Below are 16,047 nucleotides of genomic sequence, written 5' to 3' on the forward strand. Positions count from 1 at the left end.
GATGCCGGACGTGGACCGGGACCGGGCCTGGCTGCTGACGGTCGACGGGGCGCCCCAGTCCTACGTCGACCTCGACGCCCCGGAGCACCTGGAGTTCGAGTACGTACGCCGCCTCGCGCACGTCCTGGACTGCGCGGCCGGGCCGGGGGCCGCGCTGGACCTGCTGCACCTGGGCGGCGGAGCGCTGACCCTGCCGCGCTACGCCGCCGCGGCCCGCCCCGGGTCCCGGCAGACGGTGGTGGAGTTCGACGCCGCCCTGGTCGACCTGGTCGCCGAGCACCTGCCGCTCGCGGCCGGGGCCGAGGTGACGGTGCACGCCGCCGACGCCCGGGCCTGGCTGGGGCAGGCTCCGGCGGCGAGCGCGGACGTCCTGGTCGCCGACGTGTTCGGCGGCTCCCGGGTGCCGGCCCAGCTGACCTCGGTGGAGTACGCGCGGGAAGCGGCCCGGGTCCTGCGGCCCGGAGGCCTGTACGCGGCCAACCTGGCGGACGGGGCGCCGTTCGCGTTCCTGAAGGCGCAGCTGGCCAATTTCGCGGAGGCCTTCGGGGAACTGGCGCTGATCGCCGAGCCGGCGGTGCTGCGCGGGCGGCGGTTCGGCAACGCGGTGCTGCTGGCGTCCGACTCCGCGCTGCCGGTGGCCGCCCTGGCCCGGCTGTGCGCCGGCGACGCGTTCCCCGCCCGCGTGGAGTCCGGGGCCGCGCTGGCCCGGTTCATGCGCGGTGGCGCGGCGGTGCCGGACGCCGCTGCGGTGGCTTCGCCGGAGCCGCCGCAGGGGGCGTTCAGCCTCGGCTGAGGCCGCGCGTCACACTCCGGCGGTGCTGGAACGGTCCGCCGGGTCCGGGGCGGAGGGGACCGGGGGCTCCGGGGACTTCGGCGGAGCGGGCCTGCGGGTCATGTTCCGTACGTCCGGGACGAAGAGCACCGCGGCCGTGCCGATCACCACGAGCGCCGCGCAGCCCCACAGCGCGGAGGTGCGGCCGAACGCCGATTCGGCAGGGCCGGCCAGCGCGGTGGCCAGCGGCAGCATCGACACCGAGCCGAACCAGTCGTAGGCGGAGACCCGGGAGAACTTGTCCTCCGGGATCTCCTGGTGCATCGTCGTCATCCAGTTCACGCCGAACACCTCGATCGCCGCGCCGCTCACGAACATCACCGCGCACAGCCCCCACACCGGCAGGGGCACGGCCAGGCCCGCCGACGGCAGCGCCAGCGGGAAGACGCACAGGGTGCCGACCAGCAGCAGCCGGCGGGGTTTCCACACCATCATCAGGACGGCGCCGGCGATGGTGCCCACACCGAAGAGGGCCAGGGCCACGCCCCACGGCGCGGGCCCGCCCAGCCGGTCGCGGGCGACGAGAGGCCCGTACACCGCCTCCGCGGCGCCGACGACGGCGACGACCACGGAGAACTGGAGCACGATGCTCCACAGCCAGGGGCGGGTCTTGAACTCCACCCAGCCCTCGCGCAGGTCCGCGAGCAGACCGCCGCCGGGAGCGCGGTCGGCGACGTGGCTGACGTCGAGGAAGGCGCGCAGGGCGCCGGCGCCCGCGAAGGCGAGCGCGTCCACCGCCAGCACCCAGCCCGGGCCGATCGCGGCGATCATCGCGCCGCCGAGGGCGGCTCCGCCGATGCCCGCGCCGTTCACGGCCATCCGGAAGAGCGCGAAGGCGCGGTTGGCGTGCTCGCCCGAGACGCTGGAGAGCAGCATGCCCTCGGCCGCCGGGTTGAAGAAGGCCGTTCCGGTGCCGCACAGCGCCGTGAGCAGCATCATCTGCCACAGCTGGGGGTCCCCGGCGAGGACGAGGACGGCGAAGGCGCCCTGCGAGACGCAGTTGAGGGCGTTGGCCGCGACCATCACGCGGTGGCGCGGGAGCCGGTCGGCGAGGGCGCCGCCGACGAGGAGGAACAGGACCAGGGGCAGCGTACGGGCGGCCGCGACCAGGCCGACGTCCCCACCGGAACCGCCCGCCTCCAGTACGGCGAAGGCCGCCGCGATGAGCGCTCCGTGGCTGCCGAGGTTGGTGACGACCGCGGCGCCCGTCAGCAGGGTGTAGTTGCGGCCGGCCCAGGCGGGCCGGCGGCGCGCGGAAGCGCCGGAGGGAAGGGCGGGGGGTGAACTCACCCGAGGACTCTCGCCGCTCCGGGCCGGAAATCCAACCGAATTACCGGAAAGCGGATCACCGGCCCGGAGGCGGGAGCGGGGTGCGCCCCACCGGGGTGGGGGCGGGTCAGGCGGCGCCTGCGCCGGTCAGACGGCGGGACCGGTCTCGGTCAGGCGGACCGTGCTGAGGATCTTCTCGTACGTGGCCTGGTCGACCTCGCCCGGGACGCCCGCGGCACCGTAGAGGACCCAGGTGGAGAAGTCACCGTTGGCGGTCTTGAAGCTGAAGGCGATGCTCTTCCCGTCGGAGTCGCACTTGTTCTCCTTCGGCACGCCGGTCACGGTCGCGGAGGTCACGTGGCCCTTGAGGCCGGAGGTGCTGGTGTACTCCTTCGGGCCGGTGAACTTGACGATCTCCTTGGGCTGCTTCTGCGCGTACCCGCCGTAGACCCAGGTGCCGGCCTCGCTGCGCGAGGCGGACGCGGTGTCCTTGGCGCCCTGGCCGCCCTTGGTGCCGGTGCCGGCCAGCGAGGTCGACTCCTCACTGCCGTTCTTGTCCGAGTCGACCTTGCACCAGTCCTCCTTGAGGTAGGCCGGCGCGGACATCATGACGAAGGGGGCGCCGTCGTTCTTCTCGGCGTCCTCGAAGCCGATGGAGGTGCCCGAGCCGAGCACGTTCCACTCCGGCGGGACGTCGAAGGCGGTGCCGTACTTCGGGTTGACGACCACCTTCCAGCCCGCGATCAGGGGCTTCGCGTCCGCGCCGCCGCGCGGGTTGCCGCTCGGGGCGGGCGGAGCCGGCGTGGGGCTCGCCGGGGCGGAGGAGGAGGCGGCGGGCTTGTCGTTCGCCTCGGTCTTCTTGTCGTCGTCCCGGGTCAGTACGAAGGCGCCGGTCCCGGCCGCGGTCACGATGACCGCCGAGGCCGCGACGATGGCCACGGTCCGGGTGGAGAAGGGGCTGCCGCCGCCCGGCGCGGAGGCCACCGGCTGGGGCTGCGTCGGGGGCTGGCCCCAGGGCTGGACCGGGGGCGGCGTCTGGTATCCGGCCTGCGGGTATCCGTAGCCGGGCTGCTGCTCGCCGAACCCCGGCTGCGACTGCTGCTGGTACGGGTTCGGCTGCCCCGGCTGCTGCTGGTACGGGTTCTGTTGCGCGTCCTGGGCGTTCTGATCGCCCCCGGGCTGCTGCTGCTGTCCTGGCCACATGGCCGGTAACGATAGTGGGCGCGGTCGCCGGGAGCCACGGCCGCCCCCGCGCCAGGTATGGCCAAGCGCTTCTACTCGTGGGTAACATCGCGTGCCATGAGCGCAGAACAGATGAACGTGGGCGAACTGCTCGCCCAGACCGTGCCGATGGCCCGCACCCTGAACCTCGAGTTCCTGGAGACCACTCCCGAGCGCGCGGTCGTCCGCCTGCCGGACCAGCCCGACTTCCACAACCACGTCGGCGGACCGCACGCCGGCGCCATGTTCACCCTCGCCGAGTCCGCGAGCGGCGCGATCGTCCTGGCCGCCTTCGGCGACCAGCTCTCGCGCGCCGTGCCCCTCGCCGTCAAGGCCGAGATCGGCTACAAGAAGCTCGCCAAGGGCGTCGTGACCGCCACCGCCACCCTCGGCCGCCCGATCGCCGACGTCGTCGCCGAACTCGACGCGGGCGGCCGCCCCGAGTTCCCCGTCGCCATCGCCATCCAGCGCGAGGACGAGGCCGTGACGGGCGAGATGACCGTCGTGTGGACCCTGCGCCCCAACGCCTGACCGGCCGCGGCGGGCCACGGCGCTAGCCGCCGCAGGGCTGAACCGGCGACTCCGCGGGGCGCGTCCGGCCGGGCCCCGCGGGTCCGGCGCGCACAGTGGGCGGGGGAGCGGTCCGGCGCGGGCCGCTCCCGCCGACCGATGCCGAGGCCGGCGCCCAGGCGCCGCCGCAGGGAGCGCCCATGAGCGAGGCCGTGTCCAGACGTTCCGCGATCCGGCTGCTCGGCGCGGCCGGCGCCGCCGGTTCCGTCCTCGGAGCCGGGGGCTGCGTGGCCACGGTGCCGCCCGGCGCCCTGCCCCGCACGTCCCCGCCGGCCTCTCCCGCCCCCGGGAAGCCCGCCGCCGGGGCCCGGATCGACGCCCTGCTCGACCAGCTCACCCTCGACGAGAAGACGGCCCTGCTGCACGGCGGCCGGGACCCGGACCCGCGGGGCCAGGCCGGCTACGTGGCGGGCGTACCGCGCCTGGGCATCCCCGCCCTGCGGTTCGCCGACGGGCCCGCGGGCGTCAGCGTCGGGAAGCCCGCCACCGCGCTGCCCGCCCCCGTCATGCTGGCCTCGGCCTTCGACCCCGCGCTGGCCCGCGAGTACGGGCGGGTCCTCGGCCGCGAGGGCCGCGCGCTCGGCCAGGACGTCCTGCTCGCCCCGACGGCCAACCTGATCCGCACGCCCTACGCGGGCCGCAACTTCGAGGCCTTCGCCGAGGACCCCCGGCTGACCGCCGACACGGTCGCCCAGGTGGTCCGCGGCATCCAGGACGAGGGCCTGATCGCCGCCGTCAGGCAGTTCGCCCTGGGCGACCAGGAACACGGCCGCGACACCGTCGACGTGATCGCCGCCGACCGGACCCTCCACGAGACCGGACTGCGCGGCTTCGAAGCGGCCGTCGCCGCCGGGGCCGGCGCCGTGACGGGTGCCCACAACAAGGTCAACGGCGTCTACGCCTGCGAGAACGGCCCCCTGCTGGACGAGGTGCTCCGCGGCCGCTGGGGGTTCGACGGCTGGGTGCTGTCCGACCGGGACGCCACCCACAGCACCGTCGCCTCGATCACCGCCGGCCTCGACATGGAGCTGCCCGGCGGCACCCACTACGGCGGCCCCCTGCGCGAGGCGGTGCACGGCGGCTCCGTGCCCCAGGACGCCGTGGACCTCGCCGTGCGCCGGATCCTGACCACCCTGGACCGCTTCGGACTGCTGACGGACCACCCCCCGGCCCGCCCGGCCCGCGACCCGGCCGCCGGAGCGCGGACCGCCCGCAAGGTGGCCACCGCCGGCGCGGTGCTGCTCCGCAACGAACGCGGCACGCTGCCCCTGACCGGCGCCGCGGCCCGCTCGATCGCCGTGATCGGCCCCACCGGCCGGGTGCCCTTCGTCAGCGGCGGCGGCAGCGCCCACGTGGTCCCCGACGGGGCCGCCTCCCCGCTCACCGCCCTCACCCGGCGCGCGGGCAACGGCGCCGCCGTCCGCTACGCCCTCGGCGAGGACCCGTACGGCAGGGCCCTCCCGGCGGGGCTGCTGACCCCGCCCGCCGCGCTCGACGACCGGCGCGTCGAGCCGGGCCGGACCTGGAGCCACGAGGGCCGGTTCACCCTGGCTGCCGACGACGAGTGGACCCTCGTCGTCCACTACACCGGCGAGCGGCCCGCGGTCCGGCTCGACGGCGAGGAACTGTTCCCCGTGCGGCAGGGAAGCGCCGAACGGTTCGCGGGCGCTCTCCTCGGCCGCGCCCCCGACGGGCTGCACGTCCGGCGCCGCACGCTCACCCTCAAGGCCGGCCCCCACCGGCTCGCCGTCACCGCCGAGGGCGGCTCCGGCGGTCAGCGGTTCCGGCTGCGCCACACCACCCGCGCGACCCGGGCAGCCGACGTCGCCGAGGCCGTCAAGGCCGCCGGGGCGGCGCGCGCAGTGGTGCTGTTCGCGTACGAGGACGCCACCGAGGGGCACGACCGGACCTCGCTGGCGCTGCCCGGCGGGCAGGAGGCGCTGATCGAGGCGGTGACCGCGGCCAACCCCCGCACCACGGTGGTGCTCAACACCTCCTCCAGTACGACCATGCCCTGGCTCGCCCGGACGGGTGCGGTCCTCCAGATGTACTACCCGGGCCAGGAGGGCGCGGGCGCGACGGCCGACGTCCTCTTCGGGGACGTGGACCCGGGGGGCCGCCTCACCCAGACGTTTCCCGCCGACGAGCGGACGACCCCGGTCGGCGGGGACCCCCTGCGCTACCCCGGGGTGGGCGGCCGGCAGGAGTACGCCGAGGGCGTGCACGTGGGCCACCGCTGGTACGACGAGCGGCAGGCGGCCCCGCTGTTCCCCTTCGGGCACGGCCTCTCGTACACCACCTGGGCGTACGAGAAGCTGACCGTACGGCCCGAACGAGGCGGGCTGCGGGCGGAGTTCACCGTCCGCAACACCGGCCGCCGCAAGGGCACCGAGGTCGCACAGGTCTACGTCGGGCCGGCCCCGCGGCTGGAGCTCGACCAGCCGGTGCGCGTACTGGCCGGCTACCGGCGGCTCACCCTGGCGCCGGGGCAGTCCCAGCGGGTCACCGTGGACATCGACGCGCGCACGCTGTCGGCCTGGGACGCGGAGCGGCGGGCCTGGGTACTCGGTTCCGGCCGCCGGGAGGTCTTCGCCGGTCGATCCTCACGCGAACTGTCCTTGAGGGCGAAGGCGGTCGTGAGGAGCGGATAGGCTGCCCGTCCGGCGTGTCACGGGGGCCCGCCGCCGAGGACTCGGGAGGACGTACCGGTGCACATCCAGGAATGGCTGGAGACGATTCCGGCGATCAGTGTCTACCTCCTGGTGGGTCTGGTCATCGGACTGGAGAGCCTGGGCATCCCCCTGCCCGGAGAGATCATCCTGGTCAGCTCGGCCCTGCTGGCCTCCCAGCACGGGGAGATCGACCCCGTGATCCTGGGCCTGTGCGCGATCGCCGGCGCGATCATCGGCGACTCGATCGGCTACGCGATCGGCCGGCGCGGCGGCAAGCCGCTGCTGGAGAAGCTGGGGCGGCGCTTCCCCAAGCACTTCGGCCCGGAGCACGTGGCCCTGGCGGAGCGCTCCTTCGACAAGTGGGGCATGTGGGCCGTCTTCTTCGGCCGCTTCGTGGCCCTGCTGCGGATCTTCGCCGGGCCACTGGCCGGCGTGCTGCGCATGCCGTACTGGCGGTTCCTCGTCGCGAACGTCCTCGGCGGGATCCTCTGGGCCGGCGGCACCACCGCCGTCATCTACTCGGTCGGGATCGTCGCCGAGCCGTGGCTGAAGCGCTTCTCCTGGCTGGCGCTGCTCCTGGCCCTGGCCGCCGGACTCGTCGTGACGCTCGTGATCCGCAACCGCATGAAGAAGGCAGCGGCCTCGATCCACGAGAACACGGACGCCGACACCGGCGCCGACGAGAACACCGGCGCCGACGGGGACGAGCGCGAGGGCGCCGGCACCGACGTCGACGCGCGGAAGGCGTCCGCGGGCGTCGCCGACTGACCGGACCGGCACGAAGGACCCCGGGGCCGTACCGGTACGGCCCCGGATCGGTGTTCCTCAGGCGTCCGGGGCCACCGCCGCCCGGTGCTGATCGGCCAGGGCCGTGTACATCGCGGCGTTGACCTTGATGCCCTCGCGCTCCTCCTCGGTGAGCTCCCGCCGCACCTTCGCGGGCACCCCCGCGACCAGGGAACCGGGCGGGACCACCATGCCCTGCGGGACGAGGGCCTGCGCGGCCACCAGCGAACCGGCGCCGATCACGGCCCCGTTCAGCACGGTCGCGCCCATCCCGATGAGGCAGTCGTCCTCCACCGTGCAGCCGTGCACCACGGCGTTGTGGCCGATGGAGACGCGCTCGCCGATGGACACCGGGAAGCCGGGGTCGACGTGGACGGTGCAGTTGTCCTGCACGTTGCTGTCCGCGCCGAGCACGATGGGGCCGCAGTCGGCGCGCAGCACCGCCGAGTACCAGATGCTCGCGCCGGCGGCCAGCGTGACGTCGCCGACGACCACGGAGGTGGGCGCCGTGAAGGCCGTCGGGTCGACGGAGGGCCGCTTGCCGCCGACGCCCGCGATGAGTGCTCCGCCCTGACCCTGGCCCGCCTGATACGTCATGATCGTTTCCTCTGCTTCCGGATGCCGCGCTACCGGCACCGTAGGGCACGCGCCGAGCCGGACCGGTGATGGGGTGAAGATCACAGGATCGGGGTCCCGACGTCCGGCGCGCGGCGCACTACCGTGGCCGGGTGCCGAAGAACCAGAACACGTTCTCATCCCTGACCGCCTTGCGCCGCCGCGTCGCCGGCCGGGTCGCGCACGCGGGCTGGCGCTGGATGCAGCAGGCGGGCGCGGTCACCGCGCAGACCCCGGGGCGGCTGCGTTTCGGCGCCATCGGCGAGGCGACCCGGCTCGCCTTCCCGCAGGGCACTGTCTTCGGGGAGCGCTGGATCCGGCTCGGGGCGCACTGCATCATCGCCGAGCAGGTCACCCTGACGGCCGGGATGCTGCCCGGCCTCGACCTCGGCCGCGAGCCGGTGCTCGTCCTGGGCGACGGAGTGGTCCTGGGCCGGGGCAGCCACGTCATCGCCGACACCCGCATCAGCATCGGTGACAACACCTTCTGCGGTCCCGGCGTCTACATCACCTCGACCAACCACAGCTACGACGACCCGCACGAGCCCGTCGGCAGGCAGTGGCCCCGCAGCGCACCGGTGGAGATCGGCCCCGGCTGCTGGCTCGGCACGGGAGCGGTGATCCTCCCCGGAGCCCGCCTGGGCCGCAACGTGGTGGTGGCCGCCGGATCCGTGGTCCGGGGCGAGGTGCCCGACCATGCGGTCGTGGCGGGGGCGCCGGCCCGGATCGTGCGCCGCTGGGAACCCGAGACCGGCTGGCAGCCGCCGCTGCGCACCCCGGCGCCGGTGCCGATCCCCGACGGGATGACGCCCGAGCAGCTGCGCGGGCTGGCCCTGCTGGCGGAGGCCGAGCAGCGCGGCGCGTAACGCCTCCCCGCCCCGGGGCTGCCCGGCCGGGGTCAGCCCGCCGCGAGCAGGACCGTGCCGGCCAGGGCCAGGCCGGCGCCCGCCGCCTGGACCCCGCGCAGCCTTTCCTTGAGTACGGCGAAGGCGGCGAGGGCGGTGATCACCGGGTACAGCGAGGAGAGCACGGCGGCCACGGTGACCGGTCCGTTCTGCGCGGCGATGGAGTAGGTGCCGTTGGCCGCGACGTCCGCGAGGCCGACGAAGGCCAGCGCGGGCAGCATGCCCCACAGGACGCGCGGTCCGGTCCCTTCGGGCAGGGCGGGAACGCCCCGCCGGGTCTGCGCCCACAGGGCGGCGCCGCCCACGGCCACGTTCGTGACACGCTGGACGAAGAGGGCGAGGAACAGTCCGGTCAGGGTCGTGGAGGCTTCCGCGATCAGCGCCATCACCGCGCCGAAGCCGAAGGCGGCCACGAGGGTGAGGACGACGGCCCGGCGCTGTACGGGTGCTCCGCGCAGTTCGGGGCCGCCCGCGAGGACGATGCCGAGCACGGCCACCGCGATGCCCGCGAACTGGCCGGGGCCGGGCCGCTCGCCCAGCAGCAGCCCCGCGCCGACCGGCACGACCACCCCGACGGAACCGAGCGGTGAGACCACGCCCATCGGGCCGAGGGCCAGGGCCTTGTAGAAGCTGAGCATCGCCACGGGACCGACCAGGCCGGCGCCGACCGCGAACCACAGCTGCGGACCGGCCTCCCGCCACGCGCCGGTGCCGATCACGACCGCCCCGAGCACGACGACGGCGGTGACCTGCGAGACCACGACCACCGTGAGCGCCGGTATCCGGCGGGTCAGCAGCCCTCCGCCGAAGTCGGCGAGTCCCCACAGCATGGCTGTGGCCAGGGCGAAGAGGGCGGTCATGGGGTGCCTCGCAGTACAGTGCGGTGAACGGTGGGGTGCATCATCGAATACACCGCAGGTTAGTTCACTCCATTGGACTGTGTCATCCAAAATATTGGACGGAATGGTGTCGGACCTCGAACAGCTCACCCAGGCGCTCGCCCGGAACCTCAAGCGGTGGCGCGGTGAGCGCGGATTCACCCTCGACGCGCTGGCGGCCCGCGCGGGAGTGAGCCGCGGCATGATCATCCAGATCGAGCAGGCGCGTACGAACCCGAGCGTCGGGACGACCGTGAAGCTGGCCGACGCCCTCGGGGTCAGCATCACCACGCTCCTGGACCACGAGCGCAGCCCCCAGGTGCACGTGGTGCCGCCGGGGAAGGGGGTGCGCATGTGGTCCAGTGGCGCCGGCAGCGAGGCGAACATGCTGCTCGGCGACGACCGGCGCGGGCCCGTGGAGATGTGGACCTACCGGCTGGAGCCGGACGACGGGACCGCCTCGGACCCGCACCCCGCCGGAACCTTCGAGATGCTCCACGTCACCAGCGGGGAGCTGACGCTGGTCATCGCCGACGAGCGGTACGCGGTACCGGCGGGCGGGGCCGTCTCCTTCGAGGCGAACGTTCCGCACGCCTACCGCAACGAGGGCGCCGTGCCCATGGAGATGACCATGGCCGTGTCGATCCCGCCGGTGCACGGGGCCGACGGGCAGCGCTGACGCGCGGGCGGGAGCCTCAGAGGGCGGGGATCTCGATCGCCGGGCAGCGGTCCATCACCATCTCCAGTCCCGCCCCGCGGGTCCGGGCGAAGGCGGCCTCGTCGACCACGTCCAGCTGGAACCAGACCGCCTCCGCGCCCGCCGCCACCGCCTCGTCGGCGACCGCTCCGGCCAGGGCGCTGTTCACGAAGACGTCCACCACGTCCACCTTGAACGGGATCGCCTCCAGCGAGGGGTACCCGGGCTCGCCGTGCACCGTCTCCGCCTTCGGGTGGACGGGGACCACGCGCTTGCCGTACCGCTGGAGCACGCGGGCCACGCCGTATGCGGCCCGGTCCGCGTTGTTGGACAAGCCCACCACCGCCCAGGTGTCGCCGAGTTCGGTGAGGATCTTGCGGATGGTCGCCTGGTCGCCGTACACGTGTGCCGCCTCCTGCTGCTCTGGTCCGCCGCTCCGGTCCGCCGCCGCGCCGGGCCCCACTGCCGCCCGGGCCCCGGCCGGACCGCCGGCCCGTCTGCCGGATCAACGGAACGGACGCCCGTCCGATTCCCCGTAGGGTGGAGCGGTGAAGGCAGACCAGTACGTGACGGTGGCCCGAGAGGGCGTGCACGAGTCGGAGATCAACCGCTCGCGCTTCCTGTGCTCCCTCGCGCCCGCCGCGACCGAGCGGGAGGCGCAGGAGTTCATCGCCCGCGTCCGCAAGGAGCACCCCACCGCCACGCACAACTGCTTCGCCTACGTGATCGGCGCCGACGCCTCCGTCCAGAAGGCCAGCGACGACGGAGAGCCCGGCGGCACCGCCGGGGTGCCCATGCTCCAGATGCTGACCCGGCGCGACATCCGGTACGCCGTCGCCGTCGTCACCCGCTACTACGGCGGCGTGAAGCTCGGCGCGGGCGGACTGATCCGGGCCTACGGCGGCGTCGTCGGCGAGGCCCTCGACGCCCTCGGCACCGTCACCCGCCACCGCTACCGGCTCGCCACCGTCACCGTCGACCACCAGCGCGCCGGGAAGACCCAGAACGACCTGCGCTCCACCGGCCGGGCCGTCCTGGACGTGCGCTACGGCGAGGCCGTCTCGATCGAGATCGGGCTGCCGGAGGCGGACGTCGAACCCTTCCGGGCCTGGCTCGCCGACGTCACCGCCGGGACCGCCGGCTTCGAGCTCGGCGGCGAGGCCTACGCCGAGGGCTGACCCCCGCTCCGGCCCCGCCACGTCCGCTGCCCGGACCCCGCCCGGCCGCCCGGTCGCCCCGCCCGCGCGGCCCCCTCGCACGGGGGGTCCGGGAAGCGGAAGGGCGGGGTGGGACGGCCGGGGAACGGGTTAGCCTGGAGGGTCGGTGCAGGGCCACGAAGGAGAGCAAGCGTGCGGGTCGGAGCGGGCGAGTGAAGTTCCTGCACACCTCGGACTGGCACCTCGGCAGATCCTTCCACCGCGTGAACCTGCTCGGCGCCCAGGCCGAGTTCGTCGACCACCTCGTCGGAGCCGTCCGCGAACACGGGGTCGACGCCGTCCTCGTCGCCGGTGACGTCTACGACCGCGCCGTGCCCCCGCTGCCCGCCGTCGAGCTCTTCGACCGGGCCCTGCACCGGCTCGCCGAGCTCGGCGTGCCCACCGTGATGATCTCCGGCAACCACGACTCCGCCCGCCGCCTCGGCGTCGGGGCCGGGCTGATCGGCCGGGCCGGGATCCACCTCAGGACCGACCCGGCGGGCTGCGCCGACCCCGTGGTGCTGGCCGACGTACACGGCGACGTGGCCCTGTACGGGCTGCCGTACCTCGAACCGGCCCTCGTCAAGGAGGAGTTCGGCGCGGAGAAGGTCAGCCACGAGGCGGTGCTGGGCGCGGCCATGGACCGGATCCGGGCCGACCTGGCCGGCCGGGCACCCGGTACCCGCTCCATCGTCCTCGCCCACGCCTTCGTCACCGGCGGGCAGGCCAGCGACAGCGAACGCGACATCACCGTCGGCGGGGTCGAGGCCGTACCCGCCTCCGTCTTCGACGGGGTCGACTACGCGGCCCTCGGCCACCTCCACGGCTGCCAGACGATCAACGAACGGGTCCGCTACTCCGGTTCCCCGCTCGCGTACTCCTTCTCCGAGGCCGACCACCGCAAGACGATGTGGCTGATCGACCTCGACGGCGACGGCGCGATCGCCTCCGCCGAACGGATCGACAGCCCCGTCCCCAGGTCCCTCGCCCGCCTGCGCGGCCGCCTGGAGGAACTCCTGGACGACCCCGCGCTCACCCCCCGCGAGGACCACTGGATCGAGGCCACCCTCACCGACCCGGTCCGGCCCGACGACCCGATGGCACGCCTCGCCGCCCGCTTCCCGCACACCCTCAGCCTCGCCTTCGAACCCGAGGGCCGCGAGGAACACGAGAGCGCCTCCTACGCCCAGCGCCTCAAGGGCCGCACCGACCAGGAGATCGCCGAGGACTTCGTCGCCCACGTCCGCGGCGGAGGCACCGCGGACGAGGCCGAACGCGACGTGCTCCGGGGCGCCTTCGACGACGTACGCGCCCAGGACAGCCGTCAGGAGACCGCCCGATGAGGCTGCACCGGCTCCGCATCACCGCCTTCGGGCCCTTCGCCGAACCCCAGGAGATCGACTTCGACGCCCTCTCCGGCGCCGGGATCTTCCTGCTCCACGGCCCCACCGGCGCCGGCAAGACCTCCGTGCTCGACGCCGTCTGCTACGCCCTGTACGGGTCCGTGCCCGGCTCCCGGCAGGCACCGGGCACCAGCCTGCGCAGCGACCACGCCCTCCCCGACAACCCGACCGAGATCACCCTCGAACTCACCGCGGGCGGACGCCGCCTGGAGATCACCCGGCGCCCCGAACAGGACCGCCCCAAGAAACGCGGCACCGGCACCACCAAGGACAAGGCACAGAGCTGGCTGCGCGAGCACACCGGCGGACGGTGGACGGCGCTCAGCCGCTCCCACCAGGAGATCGGCGAAGAGGTCGAACAGCTCCTCGGCATGAGCCGCGAACAGTTCTGCCAGGTCGTCCTCCTCCCGCAGGGCGAGTTCGCCCAGTTCCTGCGCGCGGGCGCAGAAGCCCGCGGCCGGCTCCTCGGCCGCCTCTTCGACACCCGCCGCTTCGCCGCCGTCGAGACCCTGCTCGCCGAACGCCGCCGGGCCGCCGAGGCCAGGGTCCGGGCCGGCGACGAGAAGGTGCTCGCCGCCGCCCAGCGCCTCGCCCAGGCCGCCGGGGACAGCGCCGACCTGCGGGCCTGGCCCCTGCCCCGGCACCAGCCCGGCGACCCCGGCCTGGCCGAGGCGGTCCGGGCCTGGGCGGCCGTCGCCCGCTGCTCCGCCCGCGAACGGCTGACCGTCGCCGAGTACGCGCTGGCCGCCGTCGAGGGACGGCACGCCGCCGCCCGGCGGGCCGCCGAGGACGCCCGGGAACTCGACCGGCTCCAGCGCCGCCACGCCGAGACCGCCCGCCGGGCGGAGCAGCTGGCGCAGGCCGCGCCGGAACGCGACCGCGTACGGAACCTCCTGGACCGGGCCCGCCGGGGCGCCCTCGTCGCCCCCGCGCTGGAACTGCGCGGCGCCGCCGCCGCGGCCCACCTCACCGCCGCGCACGCCGAGACCGTCGCCCGCTCCGTCCTCCCGCCGCCCCTCGCCGAGGCGGGCGTCGAACAGCTCGCCTCCGTGGAGCAGCGGCTGCGCGAGGAACTCGGCGCGGTCGGCGCCGCCCGGCGCGCGGAGCAGCGCAGCGCCGAGATCGGCCGCGAGCGCGCCACCCTGGAGCGGGAGGCCCGGGACGCCGACGAGCAGCACCAGGAGTCCCTCGACTGGCTCGACCGCTGGGAGGACACCCGGGCCGCCCTCCAGGAGCGGGTCGACGCCGCCCAGCAGGCGGCGACCCTGGCCGAGCAGCTCGCCGGCCGGCTGGAGCCCGTCCGCATGCAGCTCACCGCCGCCGGCCGGCGGGACGCCCTCGCCGCCGACGCCGAAGCCGCCGCGGGCGAACTGCTCCTGGCCCGCGAGGGGTCCGCCGCCGCCCGGGAACGCTGGCTGGAGCTCAAGGAGGCCCGGCTGCGCGGTATCGCCGCCGAACTGGCCGAGGCCCTCACCGCCGGGGAACCCTGCACCGTGTGCGGATCGGAGCGGCACCCCGCACCGGCCCGCCCCGCCCCCGGGCACGTGGACCGGGCCGCCGAGGACGCCGCCCACGCCCGCTTCGAAGGGGCCGAGGAGCGCCGGGCCGCCGTCGAGCGCCGGCTCGCCGCCGTCCGCGAGGCCGAGTCCGAGGCCGCGGCCGCCGCCGGTGAGGCCACCACCGCCGAGCTCCTCGCCCTCACCTCCGACCTGAGCTCCCGGCACGCCGCCGCCCACGCGGACGCCGCCGCACTGCACGCCGCCCGCGAACGCCTGGGCCGCGCCGAGCGCGAGCACGCCGCGCGCAGCGCCGACCGGCTCGACTCCGAACGCCGCGCCGCCGCCCGCGCCGAGCGGCGTGAGGCCCTCGACCGGGAACGGGCCTCCCTGGAGGCGGAGCTGGTCCTCGTACGGGGCGACGCCCCCAGCGTCGCCGCCCGCGCCCGCACCCTGGAGGACCGGATCCGGATGGTGACGACGGCCGCCACCGCCCTGCGCCGGGCCGAAGTGACCGCCGCCCGGCTGAAGGAAGCCGACGACCAGCTCGCCGACGCCGCCTTCAAGGCCGGTTTCGACACCACCGAGGCGGCCGCCGACGCCGTGCTGCCCGAGTACGAGCGCACCGCCCTCCAGCACCGCACCGACGCCTGGCAGGCGGAGGAGGCCATGCTGGCCGAGCGGCACGCCGAGCAGGACACCGCCCGCGCCGCGGCCCTGCCGCCGGCCGACCCGCACGCCGCCGGGGCCCGCGCCGAACACGCCGCCGCCCGGCTGCGCACCGCGGGCTCGGCCGTCGACGCCGCCCGGGTGCGCTGCACCGAGCTGGACCGGCTCTCGCGGCAGGCGGAGCACGAGCTGCGCGCCCTGGGACCGCTGCGCGAGGCGTACGAGCGGGTGGCCCGGCTGGCCGGGCTCACCGCGGGCACCTCCGCCGACAACGAGCGCAAGATGCGGCTGGAGGCGTACGTCCTGGCCGCACGGCTGGAGCAGGTCGCCGCCGCCGCGACCGTACGGCTGCTGCGGATGTCCGGCGGCCGCTACACGCTCGTCCACTCCGACGCCCGCGCGGGCGGGCGCGGCCGCTCGGGGCTCGGACTGCACGTCGTGGACGCCTGGACCGGCAGCGAGCGGGACACGGCCACCCTGTCGGGCGGCGAGACCTTCTTCGCCTCCCTCGCCCTGGCCCTGGGGCTGGCGGACGTGGTCACCGACGAGGCGGGCGGCATGCGCCTGGACACCCTCTTCATCGACGAGGGCTTCGGCAGTCTCGACGACCAGGCGCTGGACGAGGTCCTCGACGTACTGGACTCGCTGCGTGAACGGGACCGCAGCGTCGGCATCGTCAGCCACGTCGGCGACCTGCGCACCCGGGTCCAGGCCCAGCTGGAGATCGTCAAACAGCGTGGCGGCTCGGTCGTCCGTCACCGCACGGCGGCGGTCACGGACTGAGGGCGCGCTCCCCGGCGGTGGTGCTCGTCACGGACCGAGGGTGCGCTCCCCGGCG

At 75.1% G+C, this 16,047-nt stretch carries 14 protein-coding genes; 9 read left to right on the forward strand and 5 right to left on the reverse strand.

What is annotated here, in order from left to right:
• Position 1: 1 nt before the first annotated feature.
• Positions 2–793 carry a spermidine synthase gene (locus AC07B0_RS04535; protein WP_469377779.1) on the forward strand — a complete coding sequence of 264 codons (792 nt, stop codon included), beginning with the start codon at positions 2–4 and terminating at the stop codon, positions 791–793.
• Positions 794–802: 9 nt separating this feature from the next.
• Here the strand turns inward: AC07B0_RS04535 and AC07B0_RS04540 are convergent, their stop codons facing one another.
• Both AC07B0_RS04540 and AC07B0_RS04545 read right to left on the reverse strand, forming a co-directional pair.
• Positions 803–2,122 (reverse strand): MFS transporter, encoded by a 1,320-nt coding sequence (locus tag AC07B0_RS04540; RefSeq protein WP_469377735.1) that lies wholly within the window; start codon positions 2,120–2,122, stop codon positions 803–805.
• Between the two features lie 126 nt (positions 2,123–2,248).
• Positions 2,249–3,304: a DUF8017 domain-containing protein gene (locus tag AC07B0_RS04545; RefSeq protein ID WP_356877755.1), complete on the reverse strand. Its 1,056-nt coding sequence runs from the start codon at positions 3,302–3,304 to the stop codon at positions 2,249–2,251.
• Positions 3,305–3,415: 111 nt separating this feature from the next.
• Here AC07B0_RS04545 and AC07B0_RS04550 point away from each other — a divergent pair, with 111 nt between their 5' ends.
• From AC07B0_RS04550 to AC07B0_RS04560, 3 genes are all read left to right on the forward strand, one after another.
• Positions 3,416–3,853 carry a DUF4442 domain-containing protein gene (locus AC07B0_RS04550; RefSeq protein ID WP_356877837.1) on the forward strand — a complete coding sequence of 146 codons (438 nt, stop codon included), beginning with the start codon at positions 3,416–3,418 and terminating at the stop codon, positions 3,851–3,853.
• A 179-nt stretch (positions 3,854–4,032) separates the two neighbouring features.
• On the forward strand, positions 4,033–6,543 hold the full coding sequence (locus tag AC07B0_RS04555; RefSeq protein WP_478896748.1) for a glycoside hydrolase family 3 protein: 2,511 nt from the start codon (positions 4,033–4,035) through the stop codon (positions 6,541–6,543).
• A gap of 57 nt (positions 6,544–6,600) precedes the next feature.
• The gene (locus AC07B0_RS04560) at positions 6,601–7,332 is read left to right on the forward strand and encodes a DedA family protein (protein ID WP_469377731.1); all 732 of its coding nucleotides are present in this window, start codon (positions 6,601–6,603) and stop codon (positions 7,330–7,332) included.
• Positions 7,333–7,389: 57 nt separating this feature from the next.
• On the opposite strand, the gene AC07B0_RS04565 is transcribed toward AC07B0_RS04560, so the two are convergent.
• On the reverse strand, positions 7,390–7,947 hold the full coding sequence (locus AC07B0_RS04565; RefSeq protein WP_469377729.1) for a gamma carbonic anhydrase family protein: 558 nt from the start codon (positions 7,945–7,947) through the stop codon (positions 7,390–7,392).
• 131 nt (positions 7,948–8,078) lie between these two features.
• On the opposite strand from AC07B0_RS04565, the gene AC07B0_RS04570 reads away from it, so the two are divergent.
• Positions 8,079–8,831 (forward strand): acyltransferase, encoded by a 753-nt coding sequence (locus AC07B0_RS04570; protein ID WP_467293546.1) that lies wholly within the window; start codon positions 8,079–8,081, stop codon positions 8,829–8,831.
• Between the two features lie 32 nt (positions 8,832–8,863).
• On the opposite strand, the gene AC07B0_RS04575 is transcribed toward AC07B0_RS04570, so the two are convergent.
• Positions 8,864–9,730, reverse strand: coding sequence for an EamA family transporter (locus AC07B0_RS04575; RefSeq protein ID WP_469377727.1), 867 nt, complete (start codon positions 9,728–9,730; stop codon positions 8,864–8,866).
• Positions 9,731–9,836: 106 nt separating this feature from the next.
• Between AC07B0_RS04575 and AC07B0_RS04580 the strand changes: the two genes are divergently transcribed.
• Positions 9,837–10,427: a helix-turn-helix domain-containing protein gene (locus AC07B0_RS04580; RefSeq protein ID WP_467293940.1), complete on the forward strand. Its 591-nt coding sequence runs from the start codon at positions 9,837–9,839 to the stop codon at positions 10,425–10,427.
• Between the two features lie 16 nt (positions 10,428–10,443).
• On the opposite strand, the gene AC07B0_RS04585 is transcribed toward AC07B0_RS04580, so the two are convergent.
• Positions 10,444–10,848 (reverse strand): CoA-binding protein, encoded by a 405-nt coding sequence (locus AC07B0_RS04585; protein ID WP_469377725.1) that lies wholly within the window; start codon positions 10,846–10,848, stop codon positions 10,444–10,446.
• Positions 10,849–10,993: 145 nt separating this feature from the next.
• Here AC07B0_RS04585 and AC07B0_RS04590 point away from each other — a divergent pair, with 145 nt between their 5' ends.
• The 3 genes from AC07B0_RS04590 (at position 10,994) to AC07B0_RS04600 (ending at position 15,992) form a co-directional block, all read left to right on the forward strand.
• Complete coding sequence (locus AC07B0_RS04590; protein WP_356877762.1) at positions 10,994–11,623, forward strand: YigZ family protein; 630 nt, start codon at positions 10,994–10,996, stop codon at positions 11,621–11,623.
• 191 nt (positions 11,624–11,814) lie between these two features.
• Positions 11,815–12,984, forward strand: coding sequence for an exonuclease SbcCD subunit D (locus tag AC07B0_RS04595; protein ID WP_467293551.1), 1,170 nt, complete (start codon positions 11,815–11,817; stop codon positions 12,982–12,984).
• Positions 12,981–15,992 carry an AAA family ATPase gene (locus AC07B0_RS04600; RefSeq protein WP_469377722.1) on the forward strand — a complete coding sequence of 1,004 codons (3,012 nt, stop codon included), beginning with the start codon at positions 12,981–12,983 and terminating at the stop codon, positions 15,990–15,992. The genes AC07B0_RS04595 and AC07B0_RS04600 overlap by 4 nt, the downstream gene beginning before the upstream one ends.
• Positions 15,993–16,047 lie beyond the last annotated feature (55 nt).

It is taken from the genome of Streptomyces sp. NPDC044704 (genome assembly GCF_056433525.1).

Bases quoted from the DNA above. Each gene is read 5' to 3' on its own strand.
- AC07B0_RS04555 (WP_478896748.1), top strand. From the start codon at position 4,033: ATGAGCGAGGCCGTGTCCAGACGTTCCGCGATCCGGCTGCTCGGCGCG.
- AC07B0_RS04565 (WP_469377729.1), bottom strand. From the start codon at position 7,947: ATGACGTATCAGGCGGGCCAGGGTCAGGGCGGAGCACTCATCGCGGGC.
- AC07B0_RS04600 (WP_469377722.1), top strand. From the start codon at position 12,981: ATGAGGCTGCACCGGCTCCGCATCACCGCCTTCGGGCCCTTCGCCGAA.
- AC07B0_RS04535 (WP_469377779.1), top strand. From the start codon at position 2: ATGCCGGACGTGGACCGGGACCGGGCCTGGCTGCTGACGGTCGACGGG.
- AC07B0_RS04550 (WP_356877837.1), top strand. From the start codon at position 3,416: ATGAACGTGGGCGAACTGCTCGCCCAGACCGTGCCGATGGCCCGCACC.
- AC07B0_RS04545 (WP_356877755.1), bottom strand. From the start codon at position 3,304: ATGTGGCCAGGACAGCAGCAGCAGCCCGGGGGCGATCAGAACGCCCAG.
- AC07B0_RS04575 (WP_469377727.1), bottom strand. From the start codon at position 9,730: ATGACCGCCCTCTTCGCCCTGGCCACAGCCATGCTGTGGGGACTCGCC.